This window comes from Xanthomonas sp. 4461, assembly GCF_024806475.1.
Classification (GTDB): domain Bacteria; phylum Pseudomonadota; class Gammaproteobacteria; order Xanthomonadales; family Xanthomonadaceae; genus Xanthomonas; species Xanthomonas arboricola_F.
This window is the reverse complement of the sequence record NZ_JANTYV010000002.1, coordinates 444,542-467,100: the sequence shown is the minus strand read 5'-3', so window position 1 is coordinate 467,100 and position 22,559 is coordinate 444,542. Positions and strand designations below refer to the sequence as shown.

Annotated in this window: 20 protein-coding genes and 1 other RNA gene; 15 read left to right on the top strand and 6 right to left on the bottom strand. The window is 65.0% G+C overall.

Annotation, left to right across the window (positions count from 1 at the left end; all coding sequences use genetic code 11):
* The first annotated feature begins 544 nt into the window (after positions 1 to 544).
* Entirely contained in the window at positions 545 to 1,963 is a 1,419-nt protein-coding gene (locus tag FHY19_RS09775; RefSeq protein WP_259165394.1) for a deoxyribodipyrimidine photo-lyase, read from the top strand.
* Positions 1,964 to 2,229: 266 nt separating this feature from the next.
* A complete protein-coding gene (locus FHY19_RS09770) occupies positions 2,230 to 2,955 on the top strand; it encodes an OmpA family protein (RefSeq protein WP_046963485.1) in 726 nt (241 codons plus the stop codon).
* A 447-nt stretch (positions 2,956 to 3,402) separates the two neighbouring features.
* Here the strand turns inward: FHY19_RS09770 and FHY19_RS09765 are convergent, their stop codons facing one another.
* The gene (locus FHY19_RS09765; protein WP_003483593.1) at positions 3,403 to 4,437 is read right to left on the bottom strand and encodes a LysR family transcriptional regulator; all 1,035 of its coding nucleotides are present in this window, start codon (positions 4,435 to 4,437) and stop codon (positions 3,403 to 3,405) included.
* A 129-nt stretch (positions 4,438 to 4,566) separates the two neighbouring features.
* On the opposite strand from FHY19_RS09765, the gene FHY19_RS09760 reads away from it, so the two are divergent.
* The 6 genes from FHY19_RS09760 to FHY19_RS09735 all read left to right on the top strand — a co-directional run bounded on the left by FHY19_RS09760 (position 4,567) and on the right by FHY19_RS09735 (position 12,213).
* Positions 4,567 to 4,794, top strand: a complete 228-nt coding sequence (locus FHY19_RS09760) for a hypothetical protein (protein ID WP_259153559.1) — start codon at positions 4,567 to 4,569, stop codon at positions 4,792 to 4,794.
* A complete protein-coding gene (locus FHY19_RS09755; RefSeq protein ID WP_259165393.1) occupies positions 4,791 to 5,564 on the top strand; it encodes an SDR family NAD(P)-dependent oxidoreductase in 774 nt (257 codons plus the stop codon). Before FHY19_RS09760 ends, FHY19_RS09755 begins: the two co-directional genes overlap by 4 nt.
* The gene (locus FHY19_RS09750; RefSeq protein WP_259153561.1) at positions 5,561 to 6,751 is read left to right on the top strand and encodes an efflux RND transporter periplasmic adaptor subunit; all 1,191 of its coding nucleotides are present in this window, start codon (positions 5,561 to 5,563) and stop codon (positions 6,749 to 6,751) included. Before FHY19_RS09755 ends, FHY19_RS09750 begins: the two co-directional genes overlap by 4 nt.
* A 105-nt stretch (positions 6,752 to 6,856) precedes the next feature.
* Positions 6,857 to 10,027: an efflux RND transporter permease subunit gene (locus FHY19_RS09745; protein WP_259153562.1), complete on the top strand. Its 3,171-nt coding sequence runs from the start codon at positions 6,857 to 6,859 to the stop codon at positions 10,025 to 10,027.
* A 36-nt stretch (positions 10,028 to 10,063) separates the two neighbouring features.
* Positions 10,064 to 10,795 carry an SDR family oxidoreductase gene (locus FHY19_RS09740; protein ID WP_259165377.1) on the top strand — a complete coding sequence of 244 codons (732 nt, stop codon included), beginning with the start codon at positions 10,064 to 10,066 and terminating at the stop codon, positions 10,793 to 10,795.
* The gene (locus tag FHY19_RS09735) at positions 10,789 to 12,213 is read left to right on the top strand and encodes an efflux transporter outer membrane subunit (RefSeq protein WP_259165376.1); all 1,425 of its coding nucleotides are present in this window, start codon (positions 10,789 to 10,791) and stop codon (positions 12,211 to 12,213) included. The genes FHY19_RS09740 and FHY19_RS09735 overlap by 7 nt, the downstream gene beginning before the upstream one ends.
* Positions 12,214 to 12,298: 85 nt before the next feature.
* Here FHY19_RS09735 and FHY19_RS09730 read toward each other — a convergent pair whose 3' ends face one another.
* Positions 12,299 to 13,273 carry a diguanylate cyclase gene (locus FHY19_RS09730; protein ID WP_259153995.1) on the bottom strand — a complete coding sequence of 325 codons (975 nt, stop codon included), beginning with the start codon at positions 13,271 to 13,273 and terminating at the stop codon, positions 12,299 to 12,301.
* Positions 13,274 to 13,367: 94 nt separating this feature from the next.
* On the opposite strand from FHY19_RS09730, the gene FHY19_RS09725 reads away from it, so the two are divergent.
* Positions 13,368 to 13,667, top strand: a complete 300-nt coding sequence (locus tag FHY19_RS09725) for a hypothetical protein (RefSeq protein ID WP_259165371.1) — start codon at positions 13,368 to 13,370, stop codon at positions 13,665 to 13,667.
* Between the two features lie 254 nt (positions 13,668 to 13,921).
* Here FHY19_RS09725 and FHY19_RS09720 read toward each other — a convergent pair whose 3' ends face one another.
* On the bottom strand, positions 13,922 to 15,637 hold the full coding sequence (locus FHY19_RS09720) for a diguanylate cyclase (protein ID WP_259153567.1): 1,716 nt from the start codon (positions 15,635 to 15,637) through the stop codon (positions 13,922 to 13,924).
* Between the two features lie 143 nt (positions 15,638 to 15,780).
* On the opposite strand from FHY19_RS09720, the gene FHY19_RS09715 reads away from it, so the two are divergent.
* Complete coding sequence (locus FHY19_RS09715) at positions 15,781 to 16,032, top strand: hypothetical protein (protein WP_259153996.1); 252 nt, start codon at positions 15,781 to 15,783, stop codon at positions 16,030 to 16,032.
* A gap of 196 nt (positions 16,033 to 16,228) precedes the next feature.
* Positions 16,229 to 16,399 carry a hypothetical protein gene (locus FHY19_RS09710; RefSeq protein WP_259165369.1) on the top strand — a complete coding sequence of 57 codons (171 nt, stop codon included), beginning with the start codon at positions 16,229 to 16,231 and terminating at the stop codon, positions 16,397 to 16,399.
* A 129-nt stretch (positions 16,400 to 16,528) separates the two neighbouring features.
* On the opposite strand, the gene ssrA is transcribed toward FHY19_RS09710, so the two are convergent.
* Positions 16,529 to 16,925, bottom strand: a transfer-messenger RNA (tmRNA) gene (ssrA, locus tag FHY19_RS09705).
* Positions 16,926 to 17,059: 134 nt separating this feature from the next.
* Between ssrA and FHY19_RS09700 the strand changes: the two genes are divergently transcribed.
* Positions 17,060 to 19,495 (top strand): S8 family serine peptidase, encoded by a 2,436-nt coding sequence (locus tag FHY19_RS09700; protein WP_259165365.1) that lies wholly within the window; start codon positions 17,060 to 17,062, stop codon positions 19,493 to 19,495.
* Between the two features lie 139 nt (positions 19,496 to 19,634).
* On the opposite strand, the gene smpB is transcribed toward FHY19_RS09700, so the two are convergent.
* Positions 19,635 to 20,138 carry an SsrA-binding protein SmpB gene (gene smpB, locus FHY19_RS09695; protein ID WP_259153574.1) on the bottom strand — a complete coding sequence of 168 codons (504 nt, stop codon included), beginning with the start codon at positions 20,136 to 20,138 and terminating at the stop codon, positions 19,635 to 19,637.
* A gap of 60 nt (positions 20,139 to 20,198) precedes the next feature.
* Here smpB and FHY19_RS09690 point away from each other — a divergent pair, with 60 nt between their 5' ends.
* Together FHY19_RS09690 and FHY19_RS09685 are read left to right on the top strand one after the other, a co-directional pair.
* Positions 20,199 to 20,630 (top strand): type II toxin-antitoxin system RatA family toxin, encoded by a 432-nt coding sequence (locus FHY19_RS09690; RefSeq protein WP_046963470.1) that lies wholly within the window; start codon positions 20,199 to 20,201, stop codon positions 20,628 to 20,630.
* A 2-nt stretch (positions 20,631 to 20,632) separates the two neighbouring features.
* Entirely contained in the window at positions 20,633 to 20,908 is a 276-nt protein-coding gene (locus tag FHY19_RS09685; protein WP_259153998.1) for an RnfH family protein, read from the top strand.
* Between the two features lie 400 nt (positions 20,909 to 21,308).
* Here FHY19_RS09685 and bamE read toward each other — a convergent pair whose 3' ends face one another.
* A complete protein-coding gene (gene bamE, locus FHY19_RS09680; protein ID WP_029221004.1) occupies positions 21,309 to 21,704 on the bottom strand; it encodes an outer membrane protein assembly factor BamE in 396 nt (131 codons plus the stop codon).
* Positions 21,705 to 21,808: 104 nt separating this feature from the next.
* Here bamE and fur point away from each other — a divergent pair, with 104 nt between their 5' ends.
* Positions 21,809 to 22,219: a ferric iron uptake transcriptional regulator gene (gene fur, locus FHY19_RS09675; RefSeq protein WP_029221003.1), complete on the top strand. Its 411-nt coding sequence runs from the start codon at positions 21,809 to 21,811 to the stop codon at positions 22,217 to 22,219.
* Positions 22,220 to 22,559 lie beyond the last annotated feature (340 nt).

Sequence of the window (22,559 nt, the reverse complement as noted above, 5' to 3'; positions counted from 1 at the left end):
GTCCCGCATGCGGTGAGGGCATCGCGCCCTCGACCCGCTCGGCGTGGCAACATCCAAATTGCGTTGAAGCTCAGCTCCCGGTCGCCTTGAGAGGTGATTGAACGGCGTGGATGCGGTGTTTTAGAGCGGATGATCTGCGGGTCTGCTGCAGAGGCCGTGCCCGCCCACCATCGCGGTGCACGCTGCAGGTACGTCCATGTAAGCTCTTCTGCGTCATTCATGCCGCATAAGGTCCCGCAACGGTGGACGGGCAAGGACCAGCGGAGATGGTCGGTGTGCATGGTTGCGAGCAGTGCATGCTGCGCGGCCGGTTGATCAGGTGCGGGGTGATCAACTCAGTTCGATCTGAACCGGACAATGTCACTGTTGTTCACGATATCGCTCCACTGGTCAACGAAGGCTGGTATGGCCAACCGCGCTGCCGCCATCGCTACAGCGTTCGGGAGGGCTCTTAGCCGGACCAGGAATGCTCACACCCTGCATCGCGCCATCGTTGCACCTGCTGTCTTATGCTGCGCAGCCTTATCGTCGCTGCCGAGTTCGTATGTCCTACGCCATCGTCTGGTTCCGTCGCGATCTGCGTCTGCAGGACAACCCGGCCCTGCGTGCCGCGCTCGATGCCGGGCATGACCCGATTCCGCTCTACGTCGACGCACCGCACGAAGAAGGCGAGTGGACCCCTGGCGCAGCGTCGCGCAGCTGGCGGCATCGCTCGCTGGCGGCGCTGGACAGCGCACTGCGTGCGCTGGGGAGCAGCCTGGTCGTGCGTGCCGGCGACAGTGCGCAGGTGCTGGATGAGGTGATCGCGCAGACCGGCGCGGTGGCGGTGTACTGGAACCGCAAATACGAACCGGCCACCCAGCCGCGCGATGCGCAGATCAAGCGCAGCCTGCGTGAGCGCGGCATCGAGGTGCAAAGCTGCAATTCTGCGCTGCTGTTCGAGCCCTGGCAGTTGTCCACCCAGCAAGGTGGCCCGTACAAGGTGTTCACCCCGTTCTGGCGCAACGCGCTGACCCAGTTGCAGTTGCCCGCCGCCGTGCCTGCGCCGCGCAGCTTGCCGCCGTTGCCGGCAGCGCTGAAAACCGCCGCGCTGGAGTCGCTGGCCTTGCTGCCGCGCTTGAACTGGGACCACGGGTTCTGGGAGCACTGGCAGCCCGGTGAGGCCGGTGCGCATGAAATGCTGGAGATCTTCAGCGACGGTGCGCTCAACGGGTATCGCGAAAACCGCGACCGTCCCGATCGCGTCGGTACCTCGCAGCTGTCGCCGCACCTGCACTTCGGCGAGATCGCACCGTGGCGTATTGCCGGCATGCTGGACGCGCAGCGCAATGCGCGCAACGGCGCCGAGATCGATGGCTATATCCGCCAGTTGGGCTGGCGCGATTTTTCGTATCACCTGCTGCATCACTTCCCCGACACCACCAACCAGAATCTCAATCCGCGCTTCGAAGGGTTCGACTGGGCCAAGGCCGACCCAGTTGCGCTGCAGGCCTGGCAACGCGGCCGCACCGGCATTCCGATCGTCGATGCGGGCATGCGCCAGCTCTGGCATACCGGCTGGATGCACAACCGCGTGCGCATGATCGTGGCCAGCCTGCTGTGCAAGCACTTGCGCGTGCACTGGATCGAAGGCGCGCGCTGGTTCTGGGACACGCTGGTGGATGCGGACCTGGCCAACAACACCATGGGCTGGCAATGGGTGGCCGGCACCGGTGCCGATGCCGCCCCGTATTTCCGCGTGTTCAACCCGGTGACGCAGGCGGAAAAATTCGATCCGCAGGCCGCGTACATCACGCGCTGGGTGCCCGAACTCGGCAAGCTCGCGGTGAAGGAACGCTTCGCCCCCTGGCTGCATCCGTTGTCGCTCGCGCGCTTGGCACCGGAGTATCCGCGCACACCGATCATCGGTCTGGCAGAAGGGCGTGATGCGGCGTTGGCTGCGTATGCAAAGACAAAGGGCTGAGTGAAACGTCGCTGCCAGTGCGCGTGCCGATGTGCTTTTCTTGATGAGACGTCGCGCCACGGGCGCGTCTTCGATGCGGCCATCTGGCAATGCAGGAAGAGGTCGTTTTGGTCTTGTTTTCGCGCGTGATTACCGAAAACGTTTTCCTGAATGGACGGCTATCCGCGCGGCGGCGATGGCCGGTTTCATCATGCGCCAGTCGCGTCGGTCTGTTTATCCTCGCCGACACGATTGAGCGCCGGATGTTCCGGCCACAGGAGAACACCATGTCCCCAGCAGCCACCAAGAGTCTCGCCGTTGCCCTGGCCAGCGCCATCGCGCTGTCCGCCTGCGCCACCGGCGGCTCGTATGTGCAGCGCGATCAATATGGCGACCAGACGCAACAGCAGAACCGTACCGGCCGCAATGCGCTGATCGGCACCGCGATCGGTGTGGCTGCGGGTCTGCTCACCGGCGATAGCGCCACCGAGCGTCGTCAGCACGCGATGGTCGGTGCCGGCATCGGCGCGCTCAGCGGCGCGGCCATCGGCCAGTACCAGGATCGCCAGGAACGCGCGTTGCGCGAGCGCACCGCCAACACCGGTATCGACGTGCAGCGCCAGGGCGACAACATCACCTTGAACCTGCCCGACGGCATCACCTTCGACTTCGGCAAGTCTGCCTTGAAGCCGCAGTTCTATGGCGCGCTCAATGGCGTGGCATCGACCTTGCGCGAGTACAACCAGACCATGGTGGAAGTGGTAGGTCATACCGATAGCGTCGGCAGCGATGCGGTGAACCAGCGCCTGTCCGAAGAACGTGCCGGTGCAGTTGCACAGTATCTGACCGCGCAAGGCGTGCAGCGCGAGCGCATGGAAACCATGGGCGCCGGCAAACGCTATCCGATCGCCGACAACAGCACCGACGCCGGCCGCGCGCAGAATCGACGCGTGGAAATCCGCCTGATTCCGCTGCGTGCGGAAGGCGCTGCCAGCAATACCGGCATGCGTTGAGGTGAGGTGATGCATTGAATCGTGGCGGGTCGATTGACTAGCCGACGATGCATGCGAAAAACAGGCCGCGAAAGCGGCCTGTTTTTTTGCGCTGCGTATCTTGTTGATCAAGAGCGGTGCATAAATCTCCCGAGTGCTGTTTTGGCAGGTGTGGAGCCTTTGCGGTTTTGTGGGATCCACGGGGCGGCATGGACCCTTCCGTGTATGGGGTCATGGCGCGCAGGAAGAAACAAGTCGAGAGCATTGCGGACTTGGTCGACAGCGGTGATGGTGGTTGGCCACGACAAAAGTACCGGCGCCGGATGGCCCCGACACTCCTGCAGGGATTCGGGAGTTGTAGCAGCCAGGACGTTTTCGCTTGTGCGGGCAACGTCCCCCCATCGCCCTTCGGATACCTTGTCCCGAGGGGGACGAGGGTGCTCCGTCAGGCGACTGTTTGAGTGCGGGCTACGCCGTGACGTTTTCCAGGATGCGCTTGCCCTCGGCACGCAGTTCCGCTTCTGCGCCCACTTCGACTTTCGCATCGTTGTCGGCTTTTTGCGCGGCCAGACGGGCCGGACACTGCGCCATCATGTAGTCCGCGTCGAAGTTCATCCGCGTGACCAGGAAATCCACGAACGCGCGCACTTTCGGCGACACCAGGCGGCCGCCGGCAAACACCGCATTGAAATCCACTTCCGGCCCGGTCCAGCCAGCGAGCACGCGGCGCACCAGACCCGATTGCACGAAGGGTTTGGCCATCACGTCGCCGGTCAGCAACAGCCCTTCGCCGCATAACACCGCACCGTTGAGCGCGGCCGGGTCATTGGCCACCATCAGTGGATTGACCGGGAAATCGCGCACATCGCTGCCGTCGCTGAGCGACCAGAAAAAGCGGTTGTTGTGCACGTTGCGGTTCTTGCGCAGCGCCAGCGTGCGATGGAATTGCAGCTCGTCCGGATGCAGCGGCTCGCCATAGCGTTCGATATACGACGGGCTGGCGAACACCTGCGTGCGCAGGCTGCCCAGCTTGCGTGCGACCAGGTTGGAATCGGGCAGGGCACCGACGCGCAGGGCCAGGTCGGCTTCGCCGCCGATCAGGTCCAGCTTCTCGTTGCCCAGGTGCATGTCCAGTTGGATTTCCGGGTACTGCGCATGGAATTCGCCCAGCAACGGCGCGATCCAGGTGATGCCCAGCGAGTACGGCACGGTAAACCGCAGCCAGCCGCGTGGGCCGGACTGCAATTGCCCGACCGCGCTTTCGGCTTCTTCCAGTTCGCGGGCGATGCGCTGGCAATGTTCGTGGTACACCGAGCCTGCTTCGGTCAGCCCGATGCGCCGCGTGGTTCGGTGCAACAGGCGCGCACCCAGGCGGGTTTCCAGTTCCTGAACCTTGCGGCTGACGGTGGTCTTGGGTAGGCCAAGCGCATTGGCGGCGGCGATGAAGCTGCCCTGTTCGACCACCTTGACGAAGATCAGGGTGTCGTTGAGATCGTGTGTCATGGGACTGCCTTCCGGGGGTCAGGAGGGATTAGACCGCTTACGGGACGATTATTCCCCTAAATCCGGACTAATCAAGTGCTGCTTTGAGGCCTAGCTTATGCAGCATCCCTTCAACGCAGGAGCACGGCCATGTGGTTGTGCGATGTCTTCGGCTTGTCCTCCAACTCCCGTAGCGCCCTTGAAAGCGCCTTCGATCCGGTGGTTTCCCCGGCAAGAAGCCCGCGCGCCAGCGTTTCGCGTGGCTTTGCCGCGTCGCCCAAGCGGCAGGCCGGCGGTGCGCCGACGCAGCGGACTGGACTGCAGGCGCGCTGGGTTCAGCGCGGAATTGTCCCGATGTCGGGAGTGAAAGTCCCATGACCGGGATGGTCCAATCCGAAACCGTCGTGATCGGCGGCGCGGGCAACGTGGGTACCGGGATCGTGACCGCATTGCTCGACGCCGGCATGCCGGTTCTGGTGATTGGACGCGATGCCGCCAAGCTCGACGCGCTGCGCGAGCAGCATCGCAATGCTGCGCTGCTGGACACCCTGCAAGGCTCGGTGGCCGAGGACGCCTCGGCGCAGGCGCTGGCCACCGAGCTGGCGCAGCGCCCGCGCCCGCTGGGCGCAGTGATCGCCAGCCTGGGCAGCCCGTTGAAGGCCGGGCGCCTGCTGGACCGGCCGGTGACCGCACTGCGTCGACGCCTGGAGCGCGACGTGTTGCCGCATCTGGCTGCGGCACGTCATCTGCTGCCGCTGCTGGCCGAAGCCGATGGCGGCGGCCGCTATCTGTTGCTGGGCAGCCCGTGCGCGCTGCGCGCCTGGGCGGCGCATGGCGACATGTCGGTGGCCGCGGCCGCCATCCGCATGCTTGCCCAGGTGCTGCATGAAGAAGCCAAACCGCTGGGCGTGCGCGTGCATCTGCTCTCGGTCGAACAACCGGTGTGCACGCCGGGCCGCGCCAAGGACGCGTGCCCGGAATGGATTCGCGCCGTCGATGTCGGCCGCGCCGCGGTCTCGCTCATTACCGGGCCCGGCCAGCCCGCACAACCCATCGTGACCGTCAGTCGTCGTCTTTCCACCGCTCCGTCGGTGGACCGGCTGGCCGGCCTGCATTTGCCCATCCCTACTCGAGAGATCTCACCATGACCCCGAACGCCACCCCGTTCCGTTTTCCAATGCGTACTGTTCTGACGGGCGCCGTGCTCGCGGTGGTGCTTGCCGCCTGCGGCGGCGGTGCTGCGCAGACCGGCGCGCCGCCGCCGCCCAGCGTCAGCGTCGCACCGGTGCTGATGAAGGAGATCAACCAGTGGGACGAGTTCAGCGGCCGCATCGAGGCGGTGCAAAGCGTCGAGCTGCGCCCGCGCGTGTCCGGTTACATCGACAAGGTGAACTACACCGAAGGCGCGGAAGTGAAAAAGGGCGATGTGCTCTTCAGCATCGACGACCGTAGCTACCGCGCCGAATTCGCGCGCGCCAACGCAGCGATGGTGCGGGCGCGCACCCAGGCTACGCTGGCGCGCAGCGAAGCGGCGCGTGCGCGCAAACTCTCCGATCAGCAGGCCATTTCCACCGAAGTGTGGGAGCAGCGTCGAGCCGCCGCCGACCAGGCCGATGCCGATCTGCTGGCCGCACAGGCCGCAGTGGACACCGCCAAGCTCAATCTGGACTGGAGCCACGTGCGTGCGCCGATCGATGGCCGCGCCGGGCGTGCGATGGTCACCGCCGGCAACCTGGTCACTGCCGGCGACAGCGCCAGCGTGCTGACCACGCTGGTGTCGCTGGACAAGGTGTTCGTCTACTTCGATGCCGACGAAGGCACCTTCCTGCGCTACTCGCAGATGGCCCGCAACGGCGAACGTCCGGACGAGCGCGGCGGCCAATTGCCGGTGCGTATCGGCCTGGTCGGCGAGCAGGGCTTTCCGCACGCAGGGCGCGTGGATTTCCTGGATAACCAGGTGACCCGCAGCACCGGCACCATCCGCGTGCGTGCCGTGCTGGACAACGCGCAGCGCCAGTTCACGCCGGGTCTGTATGCGCACGTACAGCTGCTGGGCAGCGGCCAGTTCAAGGCCATGCTGGTCGACGAAAAAGCCGTGTTGACCGACCAGGACCGTAAGTACGTTTACGTGGTCGACAAGGACGGCAAGGCGCAGCGCCGCGATGTGGAACTGGGCCGCAGCGCCGATGGACTCCGCATCGTGCGCAAGGGCCTGGCTGCCGGCGACCGTGTCGTGGTCGATGGCGTGCAGAAGATCTTCATGCCCGGCATGCCGGTCGATGCCAAGGCCGTGGCCATGGCCGCGACACCGGACAAGCGCACCGCGTCGAACTGATTCATCGCTGCATCGCGCCTTCGACCACCGGCCTGGTAACCAGGCCGGTCCGGGGCCGCCGTGCCGCGCCGCCACCTGGCGGCAACCTCTTTCAGGACCACCCCAATGGACTTTTCCCGTTTTTTCATCGACCGGCCGATCTTTGCCGCGGTGCTGTCGATCATCATCTTCGCGGCTGGCCTGATCGCCATGCCGCTGTTGCCCATCAGCGAATACCCCGAAGTGGTACCGCCGAGCGTGCAGGTGCGTGCGGTGTATCCGGGTGCCAACCCCAAGGTCATCGCCGAGACCGTCGCCACGCCGCTTGAGGAGGCGATCAACGGCGTCGAAAACATGATGTACATGAAGTCGGTCGCTGGCTCCGATGGCGTGCTGATGGTCACCGTGACCTTCAAGCCGGGCACCGATCCGGACCAGGCGCAGGTGCAGGTGCAGAACCGCGTCAGTCAGGCGCAGGCGCGCCTGCCCGAAGACGTGCGCCGCCAGGGCGTGACCACGCAGAAGCAATCGCCGACGCTGACCATGGTGGTGCATCTGACCTCGCCCAAGGGCAAGTACGACTCGCTGTACCTGAGCAACTACGCCACCTTGAAGGTCAAGGATGAGCTGTCGCGCCTGCCGGGCGTGGGCCAGATCCGGGTCTTCGGTGCCGGCGATTACGCCATGCGCATCTGGTTGAACCCTGACAAGGTCGCCGCGCGCGGGCTCACTGCCAGCGACGTGGTCGCGGCCATCCGCGAGCAGAACGTGCAGGTCTCCGCCGGCCAGCTCGGCGCCGAACCGATGCCCAACAAGAGCGATTTCCTGCTCTCGATCAATGCGCAGGGCCGACTCACCACCGAAGAGGAATTCGGCAACATCGTGATCCGCAGCGGCAACAGCGGCGAGATCGTGCGCCTGAGCGACGTGGCGCGTCTGGAACTGGGCGCCGGCAACTACACCTTGCGCTCGCAGCTGGACAACCAGAACGCGGTGGGCATGGGTGTGTTCCAGTCGCCCGGCGCCAATGCGATCGAATTGTCAGACGCCGTGCGCGCCAAGATGGCCGAGCTGGAAAAGCAGTTCCCGCAGGACATGGCCTGGTCGGCAGCGTATGACCCCACCGTGTTCGTGCGCGACTCGATCAGTGCGGTGGTGCACACGCTGCTGGAGGCGGTGCTGCTGGTGGTGCTGGTGGTGATCCTGTTCCTGCAGACCTGGCGTGCCTCGATCATTCCGTTGCTGGCGGTGCCGGTGTCGGTGGTCGGTACGTTCGCTGCGCTGTATCTGCTGGGTTTTTCGATCAACACGCTGAGCCTGTTCGGCCTGGTGCTGGCGATCGGCATCGTGGTCGACGATGCGATCGTGGTGGTGGAAAACGTCGAGCGCAATATCGAAGAAGGCCTCACCCCGCTGGCGGCCGCGCATCAGGCGATGCGTGAGGTGTCCGGGCCGATCATCGCCATCGCGCTGGTGCTGTGCGCGGTGTTCGTGCCGATGGCGTTCCTGTCGGGCGTGACCGGCCAGTTCTACAAGCAGTTCGCGGTGACCATCGCCATTTCCACGGTGATTTCGGCGATCAACTCGCTGACCCTGTCGCCGGCGCTGGCCGCGATGTTGCTCAAGGCGCACGACGCGCCCAAGGATGGCCCGTCGCGTTTGATCGACCGTCTGTTCGGCTGGTTGTTCCGTCCGTTCAACCGCTTCTTCAACAGCAGCTCGCACAAGTACCAGGGTGCGGTGTCGCGGACGTTGAGCAAGCGCGGTGCGGTGTTCATGGTGTACCTGTTGCTGCTGGTGGGCGCCGGTTTCATGTTCAAGATCGTGCCGGGCGGTTTCATTCCCACCCAGGACAAGCTGTACCTGATTGCCGGTACCAAACTGCCGGAAGGCGCCTCGCTGGAGCGCACCAATGAAGTGATCCGCCAGATCAGCCAGATCGCGATGCAGACCGAAGGAGTGGATCACACGATCGCGTTCCCCGGGTTGAATCCGCTGCAGTTCACCAACACGCCCAACACCGGAACGGTGTTCATCACGCTCAAGCCGTTCAGTCAGCGCACCCGCAGCGCGGTGCAGATCAATGCCGAGCTCAACGCGCGCATCAGCCAGATCCAGCAGGGTTTTGCGTTCGCCTTCATGCCGCCGCCGATTCTGGGCCTGGGGCAGGGCTCGGGCTACTCGCTGTATATCCAGGACCGTGCGGGTCTGGGTTATGGCCAGTTGCAGAGCGCGGTGAATGCGATGTCCGGTGCGATTTCGCAGACGCCGGGCATGCAGTTCCCGATCGGCACCTACCAGGCCAACGTGCCGCAGCTGGACGCCAAGGTCGATCGCGACAAGGCCAAGGCGCAGGGCGTGCCGTTGACCAACCTGTTCGACACGCTGCAGACCTACCTGGGTTCGTCGTACATCAACGACTTCAATCGCTTCGGTCGCACCTATCAGGTGATCGCCCAGGCCGATGGACCGTTCCGCGACAGCGTCGAAGACATCGCCAACCTGCGTACCCGCAATGCCAACGGCGAGATGGTGCCGATCGGCAGCATGGTCACGCTGGGCCAGACCTACGGCCCGGATCCGGTGATCCGCTACAACGGCTACCCGGCCGCCGATCTGATCGGCGAGGCTGACCCGCGCATGCTCTCCTCCACCGAGGCGATGCACACGCTGGCCGGCATGGCACCGAAGGTGTTGCCCAACGGCATGAACATCGAGTGGACCGACCTGAGCTATCAGCAGTCAACCCAGGGCAACTCGGCGTTGATCGTGTTCCCGATGGCGGTGTTGCTGGCGTTCCTGGTATTGGCCGCGTTGTATGAAAGCTGGACCCTGCCGCTGGCGGTGATCCTGATCGTGCCGATGACCTTGCTGTCCGCACTGTTCGGTGTGTGGCTCACCGGTGGCGACAACAACGTGTTTGTGCAGGTGGGCCTGGTGGTGTTGATGGGCCTGGCGTGCAAGAACGCGATCCTGATCGTGGAGTTCGCCCGCGAGCTGGAGATGCATGGCAAGGGCATCGTGGAAGCAGCGCTGGAAGCCTGCCGCCTGCGTCTGCGCCCGATCGTGATGACCTCCATCGCCTTCATCGCCGGCACCGTGCCGCTGGTGTTCGGCCATGGCGCCGGCGCCGAAGTGCGTTCGGTCACCGGGATCACGGTATTCGCCGGCATGCTGGGCGTGACCTTGTTCGGCCTGTTCCTGACCCCTGTGTTCTACGTGGCGCTGCGCAAGTGGGTGACCCGTCGCGGGCCTGCTGCACCGGCTGCCGTTTCGCATGACCCCGTGAAGGCGTAAGCCAGTCACTTCCCCCAATTCAAGAGGATGCACCACATGAGCAACACCAAGATCGCACTGGTCACCGGCGCCACCCGCGGCATCGGCCTGGAAACGGTTCGTCAACTCGCACAGGCCGGCGTGCATACGCTGCTGGCCGGTCGCAAGCGCGATGACGCGGTGGCCGCCGCGCTCAAGCTGCAGGCCGAAGGCCTGCCGGTGGAAGCGATTCAACTGGACGTCAACGACGACATCAGCATCGCTGCGGCGGTCGGTACGGTGAAGGAGCGTCACGGCCACCTGGACATCCTGGTCAACAACGCCGGCATCATGATCGATGACATGCAGCGCAAGCCGTCCGAGCAAAGCCTGGACACCTGGAAGCGCACCTTCGACACCAATCTGTTCGCGGTGGTCGGCGTGACCAAGGCCTTCCTGCCGCTGCTGCAGCGCTCTCTGGCCGGCCGCATCGTCAATGTGTCCAGCATTCTCGGCTCGCTCACGCTGCACAGCGACCCCGGCTCGCCGATCTACAGCTTCAAGGTGCCGGCCTACAACGCGTCCAAGAGCGCCTTGAACAGCTGGACCGTGCATCTTGCCTACGAGCTGCGCGATACCTCGATCAAGGTCAATACCATCCATCCCGGCTACGTCAAAACCGACATGAACGGTGGCGAGGGCGAGATCGACATCGAGCAGGGCGCGCACAGCAGCGTGCAGATGGCATTGATCGATGCGCACGGCCCGACCGGCAGCTTTACCCACCTGGGAGACACCTTGCCATGGTAAGAACATTGCTTGGCGCGGCGTTGGCCGCGTTGGTGCTCAGCGGTTGCGCGGTGGGGCCCGATTACCGGCCCGACCCGCCGCCGCCGGTCACGCTGCAGGGCGCGCAGGATGCCGCGTTCAGCGCACAATCCCCGGTCGGCAACTGGTGGTCGCAGTTCGACGACCCGGTGCTGGAGCAGCTGGTGCGCGATGCCTTGTTCGCCAACCACGATCTGCGCATTGCGGTGTCGCGGGTGAAGCAGGCGCGTGCGGTCTTCGTGGAGCGTCGTCTCGACCAGGCCCCGCACATCACCGCCCAGGGCAGCTTCGATCGACGCGAGCAGCAGCAGGTGATCGCCGGCAATCAGCGCTTCCTCACCGAGCAGACCACCCTGGGCCTGGATGCGGCCTGGGAGCTGGATCTGTTCGGCCGCCAGCGCCGCGCCTCTGAAGCGGCGCGCGCCGATCTGGACGCCGAGCAGGCCAGCCTGCAGGACGTACAGGTCACGGTCGCTGCCGAAGTGGCGCGCAATTACTTCCAATTGCGCGGCACCCAGAAGCAGCTCGATGTCTCCAAGCGCACCCTGACCAACCTGCGCGACACCCAGAAGCTGACGCAGACGCGTTGGGATCTGGGTGCCGGCAGCGAGCTGGATGTGCAGAGCAGCCTGGCGCGGTTGAAGGCGATCGAGGCGGATATTCCGTTGCTGGAAACTGCCGAGGCGCAATACCGGCACCGGCTTGCCGTATTGCTTGGCCAACAGCCGAATGCGCTGGACACCACTCTGGTCGCACGCGCCATGCCGGCATTCGCGCACCCGTTACCGTTGGGCGATACTGCCGGATTGCTGCGTCAACGTCCGGACGTGCGCAGTGCCGAACGCCGTTTGGCCGCAGCCACTGCGCAGGTCGGTGTGGCCACGGCCGATCTGTTCCCGCGCATCAGCGTCAGCGGTTTTGTCGGCTTTCTGTCCGGCGATGCGGCCAGGTTGACCCAGGGCAATGCGAAGGCCTGGTCGGTCACCCCGTCGATCAGCTGGGCCGCGTTCGACTTCGGTACCGTGCGCGCACGCCTGCGTGCCAGCAAGGCGCAGGCCGACGGTGCGTTGGCGCAGTACCAGCAAGCGGTCTTGCTGGCGCTGGAAGACACCGAAAACGCATTGATCGGCTATGGGCGTCAGCAGGCGCGCCTGGCGATCGTGGTTGACCAGGCCAATGCGGCCCGGCGTGCCGAACAGCTGGCGCAGATCCGCTACCGCGAGGGCTCGGAAGACTTCCTGACCTTGCTGGATGCACAGCGCACCCAGCTGGCGGCAGACGATGCGTTGGCGCAGGCCGAGGCGGCAGTCAATGTCGGCGTGGTCGGCGTGTACAAGGCCTTGGGCGGCTGGAAGCAGGGCGAAGCCCCCGCCGCACCGGTGGCCGTGGTCAATCGTTGACCGATGGACGGGGCGGCCGTTGGGTCGCCCCGCCTGGCAGAAGGGCGGGGTTCCTGATGTTGCGATCCAGCCAGCAGCGCTGCGCTCAGTCGGCAACCCGCACGCTGTCGCGGCCGCTGTTCTTGGCCAGGTACAGTGCTGCATCGGCACGCGAAAACCAGTCTTGCCAATGGGTTTCGCCATCGTGGCGCGCAGCGCCCAGCGAGACCGTGATGCGCCCGCCCGGGCCGCGCAATCCACTGCGGATCACCTTGCGCAAGCGCTCGGTGGCCGCTTCCAGTTCCGCCAGCGAACCGGCGCGCAGCAGTACCACGAATTCTTCGCCGCCGAACCGGAACACCTGATGCGGCTCGCGCACTTCGTAGCGCAGGATGGTCGCCAGATCCGACAGCGCCGCATCGCCGGCGGCATGTCCGTACAGATCGTTGACCTCCTTGAAATGATCCAGGTCCAGGATGATCAGGCTGTTGAGCCGGTCCTGCGGTTGGCGCTGATCGATCTGGTGGGTCAGCGCGCGTTCCAGCATGCGTCGGTTGGGCAAGCCGGTCAGTGCATCCAGCGAGGCCAGCTCTTCCAGGTGCACGCGGTCGTCCTGCATGCGTAGCGAGAACGAATATCCCACCGCCAGCGTCACCAAGGTCACCACCACGGTCGACACCCCCTGGCCGGGGCTGACGATCAAGCCGGGCAGGAACAGCAATGCCGCCATCAACGGCAGGCTCAGCAACACTGCACGCTGCGGCCCGCACAGGAAATAGTTGGTTGCCAATACCGGAAACAGCCAGGGCAGGGCGCCATCGCCCCCGGTCCAGCAAGCCACCAGGCAGCCGGCGACATTGATCGACGCCAGCCAGACACCGCCGGCAGCGGTGCGTTCGGCCGCGCGCATCTTCCAGCCGCGCCAGATCGCCAGCATGCCCAGCGCTGCGGTGATCAGGCACGCAATCGCCTGGCCGGTCATGGCCAGATACACCGCATAGAGGCAAAGCAACAGCGCGGTGATTGGCCCAAGCATCTTGACGATGCCGAGGCGGAAATCCCGCCGCAGGTGGAGGATCACAGGCAAGGTTCTGTCGGAGTCGGCATCATTATCGGCCGGCCTGTGCGAAAGTTGAGCATGCAGCCGCCGCTGCAGCGGGTAGGAAAATGAAGCGTTGCATGGCAAGGCTTCGCGCGTCCTTGACGGCCTTGCCGCAACCGTGACGGCTTTGATGCCGGAGCCTGTTATGCCTACACGCAAAGAGCTCGAGACGCGCCTGGACGCGTTGCAGGACGAACTGCCGCAGCTGTCTGCCGATGAGGATGCGGATTTTGACTATCTGGATTTCCAGGCACGCGCCGAAGCGGTGCTGCGCAGCGCCGACCCCGAAGATGCGGCCTATGTGCGTACCCGCGTCGACGGCATGCTGGCCGGCGCCGGTCTGATTCCCAGCGACGAAGAGGGACGCGGCTGACGGTGATGCTGCGCTGCTCGAAGCCGGATGATGCGGGTAGCGAACGCGGTGAACGCCAATCTCGCCGCGGTGAGCTGGCTGCAACCCACCAGTGCAGCGGTACCCAGCAACGGCCGGGCTCGATCTGTCGCAGACCGATATAAGTGAAATTGCATAGTTGCGCCTGGATCGCCAAGCGGTTAGCGACCAGTGGCGCCTGGCCGGCGGTCTGGCCAAGCGCATCAAGGCCAGGTTCGCGACGTCTCTTGCTGCCTTCAGGGCTGCTGCGCACAGTCGGCGTTCGCAGCGTCCGGTGCGCTGACCACCTGATTGCGCCCGGCCTGCTTGGCCCGGTACAAGGCCTCGTCCGCGCGCCGCAGCAGTTGCGCCGCAGTGCCCGCGTGTTCGGGAAAGCTCGCTGCGCCAAACGAGGCGGTGATCTTCGGCAGCGATACGCCATCGGCCATTACCTGCAAGGCCTCGATCCCGGCGCGCAGCTTCTCCGCCATCCTGCGCGCAGTTGCCAGATCCACTTCCGGCAGGATGATCGTCAATTCTTCGCCACCGTAGCGGCAGCAGATATCTTCGCCGCGGGTCTGCGTCAGCAACAGTTCGCCGATGGCCGCCAACACGCGGTCGCCGCCACTATGCCCATGCAGATCGTTGAAGCGCTTGAAGTGGTCGACGTCCAGCATCAGCACCGACAACGGCTGCTCGCGGCGCGTACAGCGCGCCAGTTCGTGATTGAGCGCTTCTTCCAGATAGCGGCGGTTGTAAAGGCCGGTCAGTGGATCGCGGATCGATTGCTGACGCAGCGTTTCGCGCAGACGCAGGCTATGCAGCGCCAGCGAGAGTTGTTCGGCCGCCGCTTCGGCAACGGTCAGTGAGCTCAGACCACCAGGCTGGTCGCTGCGCAGCGCCAACATGCCCAGTTGCGTGCCTTGAGCCGACAACGGAATGCACACCGTGCTGGCGTGCGTCGGAAGATTGGCGTCGGCATGGCGACACAGCATGCCCTGGCTGGCATCTTCCACCACGTGCGTACGATCGCGGCGCAGCGCCCAGCACGTCTCCGGCGCGATGCTTGCGCTGTCGCCGTCGGCCATCGCGCCCCATGCCACGACCTGCTCGGCGCGATCGCGCGATGCGCGCAGCAGATATACCGCGCCGGCTGCGCCGGGGATCAGCGGCGCAATCGTGCGTGCGGTGATTTCCAGCGCTTCTTCGGCGTCGCGGCAGTTCTGCAGCAGTCCCGAGTAGCGTGCCAGCGCTTCCAGTCCCGCAGAGGTTCGCTCCAGCGCCGCAAAGGATTCGACCAAGCGCTCGCTGGTATGGCTGGCATCGTCCTCGGCGCGCACGCGGCGTTGCAGCTCGCGCGCCAGCAAGCGGTAGGCCAGCAGCATCACCAGCAGCCCGCTGACGATGCCGATCACGGTCATCCGCAGCACCCACTGCGCACTGAGTGCATTGGCCTGCGTCCGCTTCACCAGTTGATGACGTTCCAGCTCGGTCATGATCTGCACCTGGCGCCGCAACGCCGAGGAGGTCTGGAACACGCCGCGCGCGATCGACCCGCGCGCGCCCTCCAGGCCATGGCTGCGGTAGTTGAGCAGCAGATCGTTGATCTGCACCAGTCGCGTGTTCACCAATCGGTTGAGCTCACGCGCATTGCGGCCCTGTACCGGGTTGTCCTGTACCAGCGCCTCCAGCCGCACGATGCGCTCGGGCAGGCGCCCGATCGCATCGGCATAGACGCCCAGGAACGCCTCGTTGTCGGTCAGCACGTAGCCACGTACCGACGACTCCGCCGACAGCAGCCCGGCCTGGATTTCGTCGATGCCCGCGAGGACCTCCTGTGTATGCGTGACCCAGCCCGCATCGGCCAGCGAGCGCTGCGTGGTGAAGTAGCCGCCGATGCCGATCACCACGAAGATGGCCCCGCCCAGCAGCAGCGCTCCGGCTGCATGACGTTTTGCTTGTTTGGTCAACACCGTGTTCCCCAACACCGATGGTATGGTCGAGGTCGATGCAAGTCGCGTGCCTCAACTGCCCAGTCAGCTGGCAGACGGGGCGGGACTCGCCGCCGCGATCTTGCGACGGTATGCTCACCACGCACCGCAGAGCCGAGCCCAGTTTGGTCATTTTTCTTGGAAACTATCAGCTGATTTGCCATGCGGCCCCAAGCCGTGGCGTCGACGCGACCTGGAGCGCGGACTGGCGTATCGAACAGATCGGCATGGGACGGAAAGCGGGCGAACTCGCAGGCGCCACTCTTGCGCGCACGTTTCCCGATCACCGCAGCGCCATGTCTGCCGCGCGCAGCGCCGGCATGGTGACCCTGGAAGTCATGCACGCCGAAGCGCAACGGCAGCTCGACTACAGCTGAGTCGAACACGGCTTGCATTGGCACAGACCCAGCCCGCGGCCAGGCGAGACGACAGCATGGCACCCGATGGCCGGGCAGCGCATCGGGCAAGGTTGCGGCTACGAACCTGCTTGCCCGGATCAGGTGCCGTCATGCTGGCACGCAGTTTGCGTCGCCGGCATCAGGAGCGCTGGGGAGCGCCGTCGGACCACATGCAATGGATGAACCCAACAAGAGTGCCCTGGTCCTGCTGCAGCAAGAGGCTACCGAGCTGCTCGCACTGTTCGACCAACTCCGCGGCGACCTTCCATCGGCGCGCGCGCGTGATGGCACGACCTGCACGTCCACGCCCACCACATCCGAACCGACCGACTGCGTCACTAACTGACGCGGCCGGTAGCGGTGATCGCTGGCGCCTCCCGTGCGAGCTGATTGAGCCGCAGTATCGTCCATGAAAAAGGCCGAGAACCTCTTTCGAGAATTCCCGGCCTCAGTCGGCCGTCTTAGGACCGTTGTGTGGTGGAGGTGGGCGGAATCGAACCGCCGTCCGGAAGCACTCCATCCCCGGCACTACATGCTTATCCCTCCGTTAGATCTCGTTCCCAGGCAGCACGGCGGGCAAAGCGCACCTGGAAACCAGCCTGCTTGATTTAGCCGGTAGCTGACAGGCAGCCACCACCGGCGGTTCCGTGATAATGACCCTACATCTACGAGCACGGGCACAAGTAGTTTCGGGGGTTCGCCTTAGGCGGCTGTAGAACTACAACTAAAGCCAATTAAGCGGCGATAGCGAAGTCCGAACCATAGTTGTCGTCGTTGGCAACTAAAAGTTTGCTGCTGGATTAACGAGGAAAGCTGCCCCCTCGGCATGCGCCAAGCGACTTCGCGACCCCCGTCGAAACCAGTGCACCCCCGGGGAAAGCATCAAACGCTGACCAGGCCAGTGTAGGGATCGGCGCGCCCTGTCACAAGTGGTGAGATGGACAGCGCTTACAGTGGCTTCAGTCCCGTACCGGACCGAACAGTCTGTAAACGAAGGAGCGAAGCGATGGCGACAGGCAAGCCCCCACGTCCACGTTCGACACGCGCAGCACCGCGCGCTGCCGCTGTACCTGCCAGGCAGCCACACAAGCGTGCACCGCAGTCAGGCACGCAGGCCGCGGCTGCGGCTCGCGTGCAGGGCAAGGCGCGCACCGTGATCTATATCCACGGCATCGGCAACAAGCCACCGGCCGACGTATTGCGGTGTCAGTGGGACAAGGCATTGTTTGGGCGCCCGATGGGCGAGCGCACCCGGTTGGCGTACTGGGTCAACCGCGAGCGGTATCCGGTGGCGGAGCCCGGCAATTGCGACGGGCGCGATGTGGGGCCGGCGCTCAACCAAAGCGTGCAGCGTGCATTGACGACGCTCGGTCTGGTGCCGGGCGGGCAGGATCTGCACGTGCTCGCCGACGCCTTGGCACAGAGCGATCAGGAGCGGGCCGACCTGCATCGCTTGCTGGACGAGCTGGAAAGTACGAGCGCACCCGGCAGCGTGCAGGCAAAGGGCCCGATCGACGCGATCAACCGGGTGCTGCTGCGGCTGATTTCCGCAGCGCTGCTGCAGGACGTGCACGACCTGTTCTTCGTGCCCGAGCGCGCGGCGTCGATGCGCGACAGTCTGACGCAGCGGCTGCGTGCGGGAGGCGGGCCGTTCGTGGTGGTCGCGCATAGCCAGGGTTCGATGATCGCCTACGACGTGCTGCGCCAGCTCGAGGCGGCCGACTGCGAGGTGACGTTGTTCCTGACCCTGGGATCGCCGCTCGGGTTGCCGCAGGTGCGCAGCATGTTCAAGCGCTGGACCGGCACCCGCAAGCTGCCGTTCCCTGCATGCGTGCGGCAGTGGATCAACGTCGCCGAGACGCGCGACCCGATCGCGCTGGACGCCGATCTCACCGACGACATCGCCAACGCGAAGGGGCGTTTCGAAAACATTGCCGGCGCGCGGATCAATCCCGACTGGCAGCACAACGCGCATTCGGGCTCGGGTTATCTGTCGATCCCGCAGGTGCGCGCAGCGGTGCGGCAAGCGGTGGGCGTGGGCTTCGACCAGCCGGTGTCCAATGCGGTGTTGATCAAGGACCTCAGCGAGCAGCTCGAAGCGCACGGCCCCGAGCATCGGCATGAAGTCCTGATCGAACTGGACCGGCAACTCGCCGGCAACGATCCGGCCGGTGTGCGGGCAGTGCTGATACGCCATCTGCGCGAGGTCGCTGCGCGCAGCACCGGCCTGCAGGGCGACGCGCTGGATGAGGCGATCGAATTGGAAGATGGCTTGCAGCGCTTCGTATCGGCGCGGTTGACCCGCTTCGAAATCGAATCGCTGCAGGGCCGCTATCGTGCGCTGGGGTTTCGCCGGGTGTGGCGCGATGCCGGCAAGCGCGCGCTGATCCACATCTCCGGCAACGTGCTGCATGCCGACGCAGCACGCAATGCCTATCGGGCGCGCGGGCAGCAGATCGGCTGGGCAGTGCTGGATACCGGTATCGCCGCCAGCCATCCGCATTTCTTCGTCAAAGGCCAGCGCGACAACGTGGTGGCGCAATGGGATTGCACGCGGCGCGGTGCGCCCAGGCAATTGACGCGCGCCGATGGCGATGCGTTTGCCCGGCTCGATCGCCACGGCCACGGCACCCACATCGCCGGGATCATTGCCGGCCATTGCCAGGCAACGCTGCCCGATGCGCAGGGCAAGCCTGGTCCGCCGCTGGAATTTGCCGGCATGGCGCCGGATGCGCAGCTGTATGGCTTCAAGGTGCTGGACGACGCCGGCGATGGGCGCGATTCGTGGATGATCAAGGCAGTGCAGCAGGTGGCTGCCATCAACGAGCGCGCAGGCGAGCTGGTCATCCACGGAGTGAACCTGAGCCTGGGCGGCTATTTCGACCCGGAAAGCTACGGCTGTGGCTTTACGCCGCTGTGCAACGAGTTGCGCCGGCTATGGCGACAGGGCGTACTGGTGGTGGTGGCTGCCGGTAACGAAGGGCTGGCCTGGTTGATGGGCAAGGATGGGGATGCCTACCCGGCCAACATGGATCTGTCGATCAGCGACCCGGGCAATCTGGAAGAGGCCATCGTGGTCGGCTCGGTGCACAAGAGCAGCCCGCACAATTACGGCGTGTCGTATTTTTCCTCGCGCGGGCCCACCGCCGACGGCCGCGGCAAGCCCGACGTGGTGGCGCCGGGCGAAAAGATCGTCTCGACGTATTACGACTTCGATCCGAAAGATCCGGCAAGCCTGATGGTGGAAATGAGCGGCACCAGCATGGCTGCGCCGCATGTCTCCGGCGTCCTGGCCGGCTTTCTGTCGGCACGCCGCGAGTTCATCGGCTTCCCGGACCGGGTCAAGCAGCTGATGCTCGACACCTGCACCGATCTGCAACGCGACCGCTACGTGCAGGGCAGAGGGGTGCCGAATTTGATGCGGATGCTTGGAGCCACGTGAGCAATCGGGAGTGGGGAATCGGGAATCGTAAAAGCTGAGGTGCCGCGTACCCAGTCAGTTTGTGCTCTTGCAGAAGCTTAAATTAGCCCGAAGCAGGCAGCAGACCAGCTCTCGCGATTCCCCACTCCCGATTCCCGATTCATGCATCTCGATTGTGCCGCCGCATCACGCGCTGCTTGTCGCGCTGCCAGTCGCGGTCCTTGGCGGCGTCGCGCTTGTCGTGATTCTGCTTGCCCTTGGCGAGCGCAATTTCCAGCTTGACCTTGTTGCTGCTCCAGTACAGGGCGGTGGGCACCAGGGTGTAGCCTTCGCGCTCCACGCGGGTAAGCACCTTGTCGATTTCGCTCCGGTGCAGCAGCAACTTGCGGTCGCGACGCTCCACCGGCACGGTGTGGGTGGAGGCCTGGATCAGCGGGGTGATCTGCGCGCCGATCAGGTAGATCTCGCCGGAGCGCACATACGCATAGCCGTCCACGATATTGGCGCGGCCGGCGCGGATCGCCTTGATCTCCCAGCCCTGCAACGCCAGGCCGGCTTCGTAGCGCTCTTCCAGGTGGTATTCGTGGCGCGCACGCTTGTTCAGCGCGATGGTTTTCGTGGCCTTCGCGCCGTTTGCTTTATCCTTGGTTGGTTTCTTGCTCATGACGCCATTGTCGCCGATTCGGTGTCGTCAAACGATCTTCCGTCTTTCACAAGTTAGCGAATGCCTACCATCCGTCGCAGCGCACTGGTCGAACACAGCGCCTCCCGCATGTTCGATCTGGTCAATGATGTCGCCGCCTATCCGCGCCGCTTCGGCTGGTGCGACGCTGCCCATGTGCTGGAGCAGGACGATGCGCATATCGTGGCGCGCCTGGACCTGGGGCTGGGCTCGTTCCGCACCTGGTTCACCACCGAGAACATGCTCGAGCGGCCCGAACGCATCGTGATGCATCTGCGCGACGGCCCGTTCAAGCGCCTGGAAGGCCTGTGGGAGTTTCAATCGCTGGGCGACAACGCGTGCAAGGTGAGCCTGACCCTCGAGGTGGAAACCAGCTCGCGCTTGCTGGGGCCGGCATTGGCGCTGGGCTTCCAGGGCCTGGCCGATCGCATGGTCAACGATTTCGTGCGGGTCGCCGATCGCGGCGACGTGTGACCGTGCAGGTCGAAGTCATCCTGGCCTGGCCGGATCGCTACAGCGCGATCGTGCTGGATCTGCCGCAGGGTGCCACCGTCGCCGAGGCAACCGCCGCATCCGGCCTCTGCGCAGAGGCCCCGCCCGCAGCGATCGCCATCCACGGTGTCGTGGTGCGCCCGGACCAGGTGCTGCGCGCCGGCGACCGGGTCGAGTTGCTCAGGCCGCTGCTGCTGGACCCGAAAGAAGCCCGTCGCCGTCGGGCTGCACCTGCGAAGAAGGCCGACACCGGCAGCTAGTGGCGGGATTGGCCGCAGTCGGCCGAATTGCTGGTGAGCGAGCTCTTCCAGATGGGGCGCCATTGCTGTGTCTTGCGTCGTGTCATGCGACGGCGCGTTGCGTCAGCTGCAGGCCCCCATTGCCTCCGGCGTGGGTGCGGGCAAACGGGTTCCGAGGACATCTGGCGCTGCGCTGAGTCGTGCGGCGGCTGTGCATGGGCGTAGCGGTACGGCAGTGCCGCTGCCATTGGCGTGGACGCTCCGCCCGGCAGTCGGGCGCCCTGCCGAGATGGGCAGGCGCGTCGCCGTTGGCATGCCGGTCGAGGGCGTTCAGGCGAGAAGATAAAGAAAAACCGGCACCAAGGCCGGCTTTCTGGCGCTGCGCGTGGTCAGGCGATCGCGCGATCGCCGACCCACTGCATCAACGGCCGCGCTGCTTCTTCTTGTCGCGTGCCAAGTTGCGGCCAAACTGCTTGGGGGCCGACTTGGCCAGCTGCTCGTCCTGCGACGGGAAGTAGTCGCCTTCCCAGCGCGCCACCTGATCGTTCTCGAAGAACACGGTGAAATTCTTGATTTCAGTACGCGCCAGACGGTCGACGCGCTGGGTGGACGTGTAGTCCCAACGCTGAGCATGGAACGGGTCCGGAATCGACGGAGTACCCAGCAACGCGCTGACCTGCTGCTTGCTCTGGCCTACCTGCAGTTGCTCCACGGCGTTCTGTTTGATCAGATTGCCCTGGTAGATCGGCTGCTTGTAGATGATGCCGCAGCCAGCGGTGGAAAGAGCAACGGCGGCGACCAGCAGGAGATTGCGCATCGGGGAATAAGTGCTGAGGAAATCACGCCGATGATACACTCCCGCCGGTCGCCGCGACCCGTTTGATGGCAGCTGGCGCTAAATCGCCAATGAACGGAGAACATATGGAAACCCACGACCTGCGCAAAGTCGGGCTCAAGGTGACCCATCCGCGGATGCGGATCCTGGAGCTGCTCGAACAGAAGAGCAACCAGCACCACCTCAGCGCAGAAGACATCTATCGGCAGCTGCTCGACCACGGCGACGAGATCGGGCTGGCCACGGTGTACCGCGTGCTGACCCAGTTCGAGGCGGCCGGTCTGGTGCTCAAGCACAATTTCGAAGGCGGCCAGGCCGTGTACGAGCTGGACCGCGGCGGCCACCACGACCATATGGTCGATGTGGACACCGGCCACGTCATCGAATTCGAAAGCGAAGAGATCGAGGCGTTGCAGCGTCAGATCGCCGCCAAGCATGGCTACGAACTGGAAGAGCATTCGCTGGTGTTGTACGTGCGCAAGAAGCGCCAGCGCTGAGCGCGATGCATCGCCAATGAGAACGACAGGGCGGCTTCGGCCGCCTTGCGCGTTCTGGGGCGTGTTGGTGGGTATGCCGCAGGCCCATGCCCCCATGCCCCCATCCGCCCTTCGGGCACCTTCCCCCGCAGGCGGGGGAAGGGAGCGGTGGAGGGGTGCCGTGCAATCGAGAGATCACGCGCAGCCAGGCATCGCTTCTCCCGCTGGCGGGAGAAGGTGGCGCGTAGCGCCGGATGAGGGGCAACACCGTTTGCGCTTGTCGCGCCTGTGGTGGTCGCGTCGCAGCGATGTTGCCCCCATCCGCCCTTCGGGCACCTTCCCCCGCAGGCGGGGGAAGGGA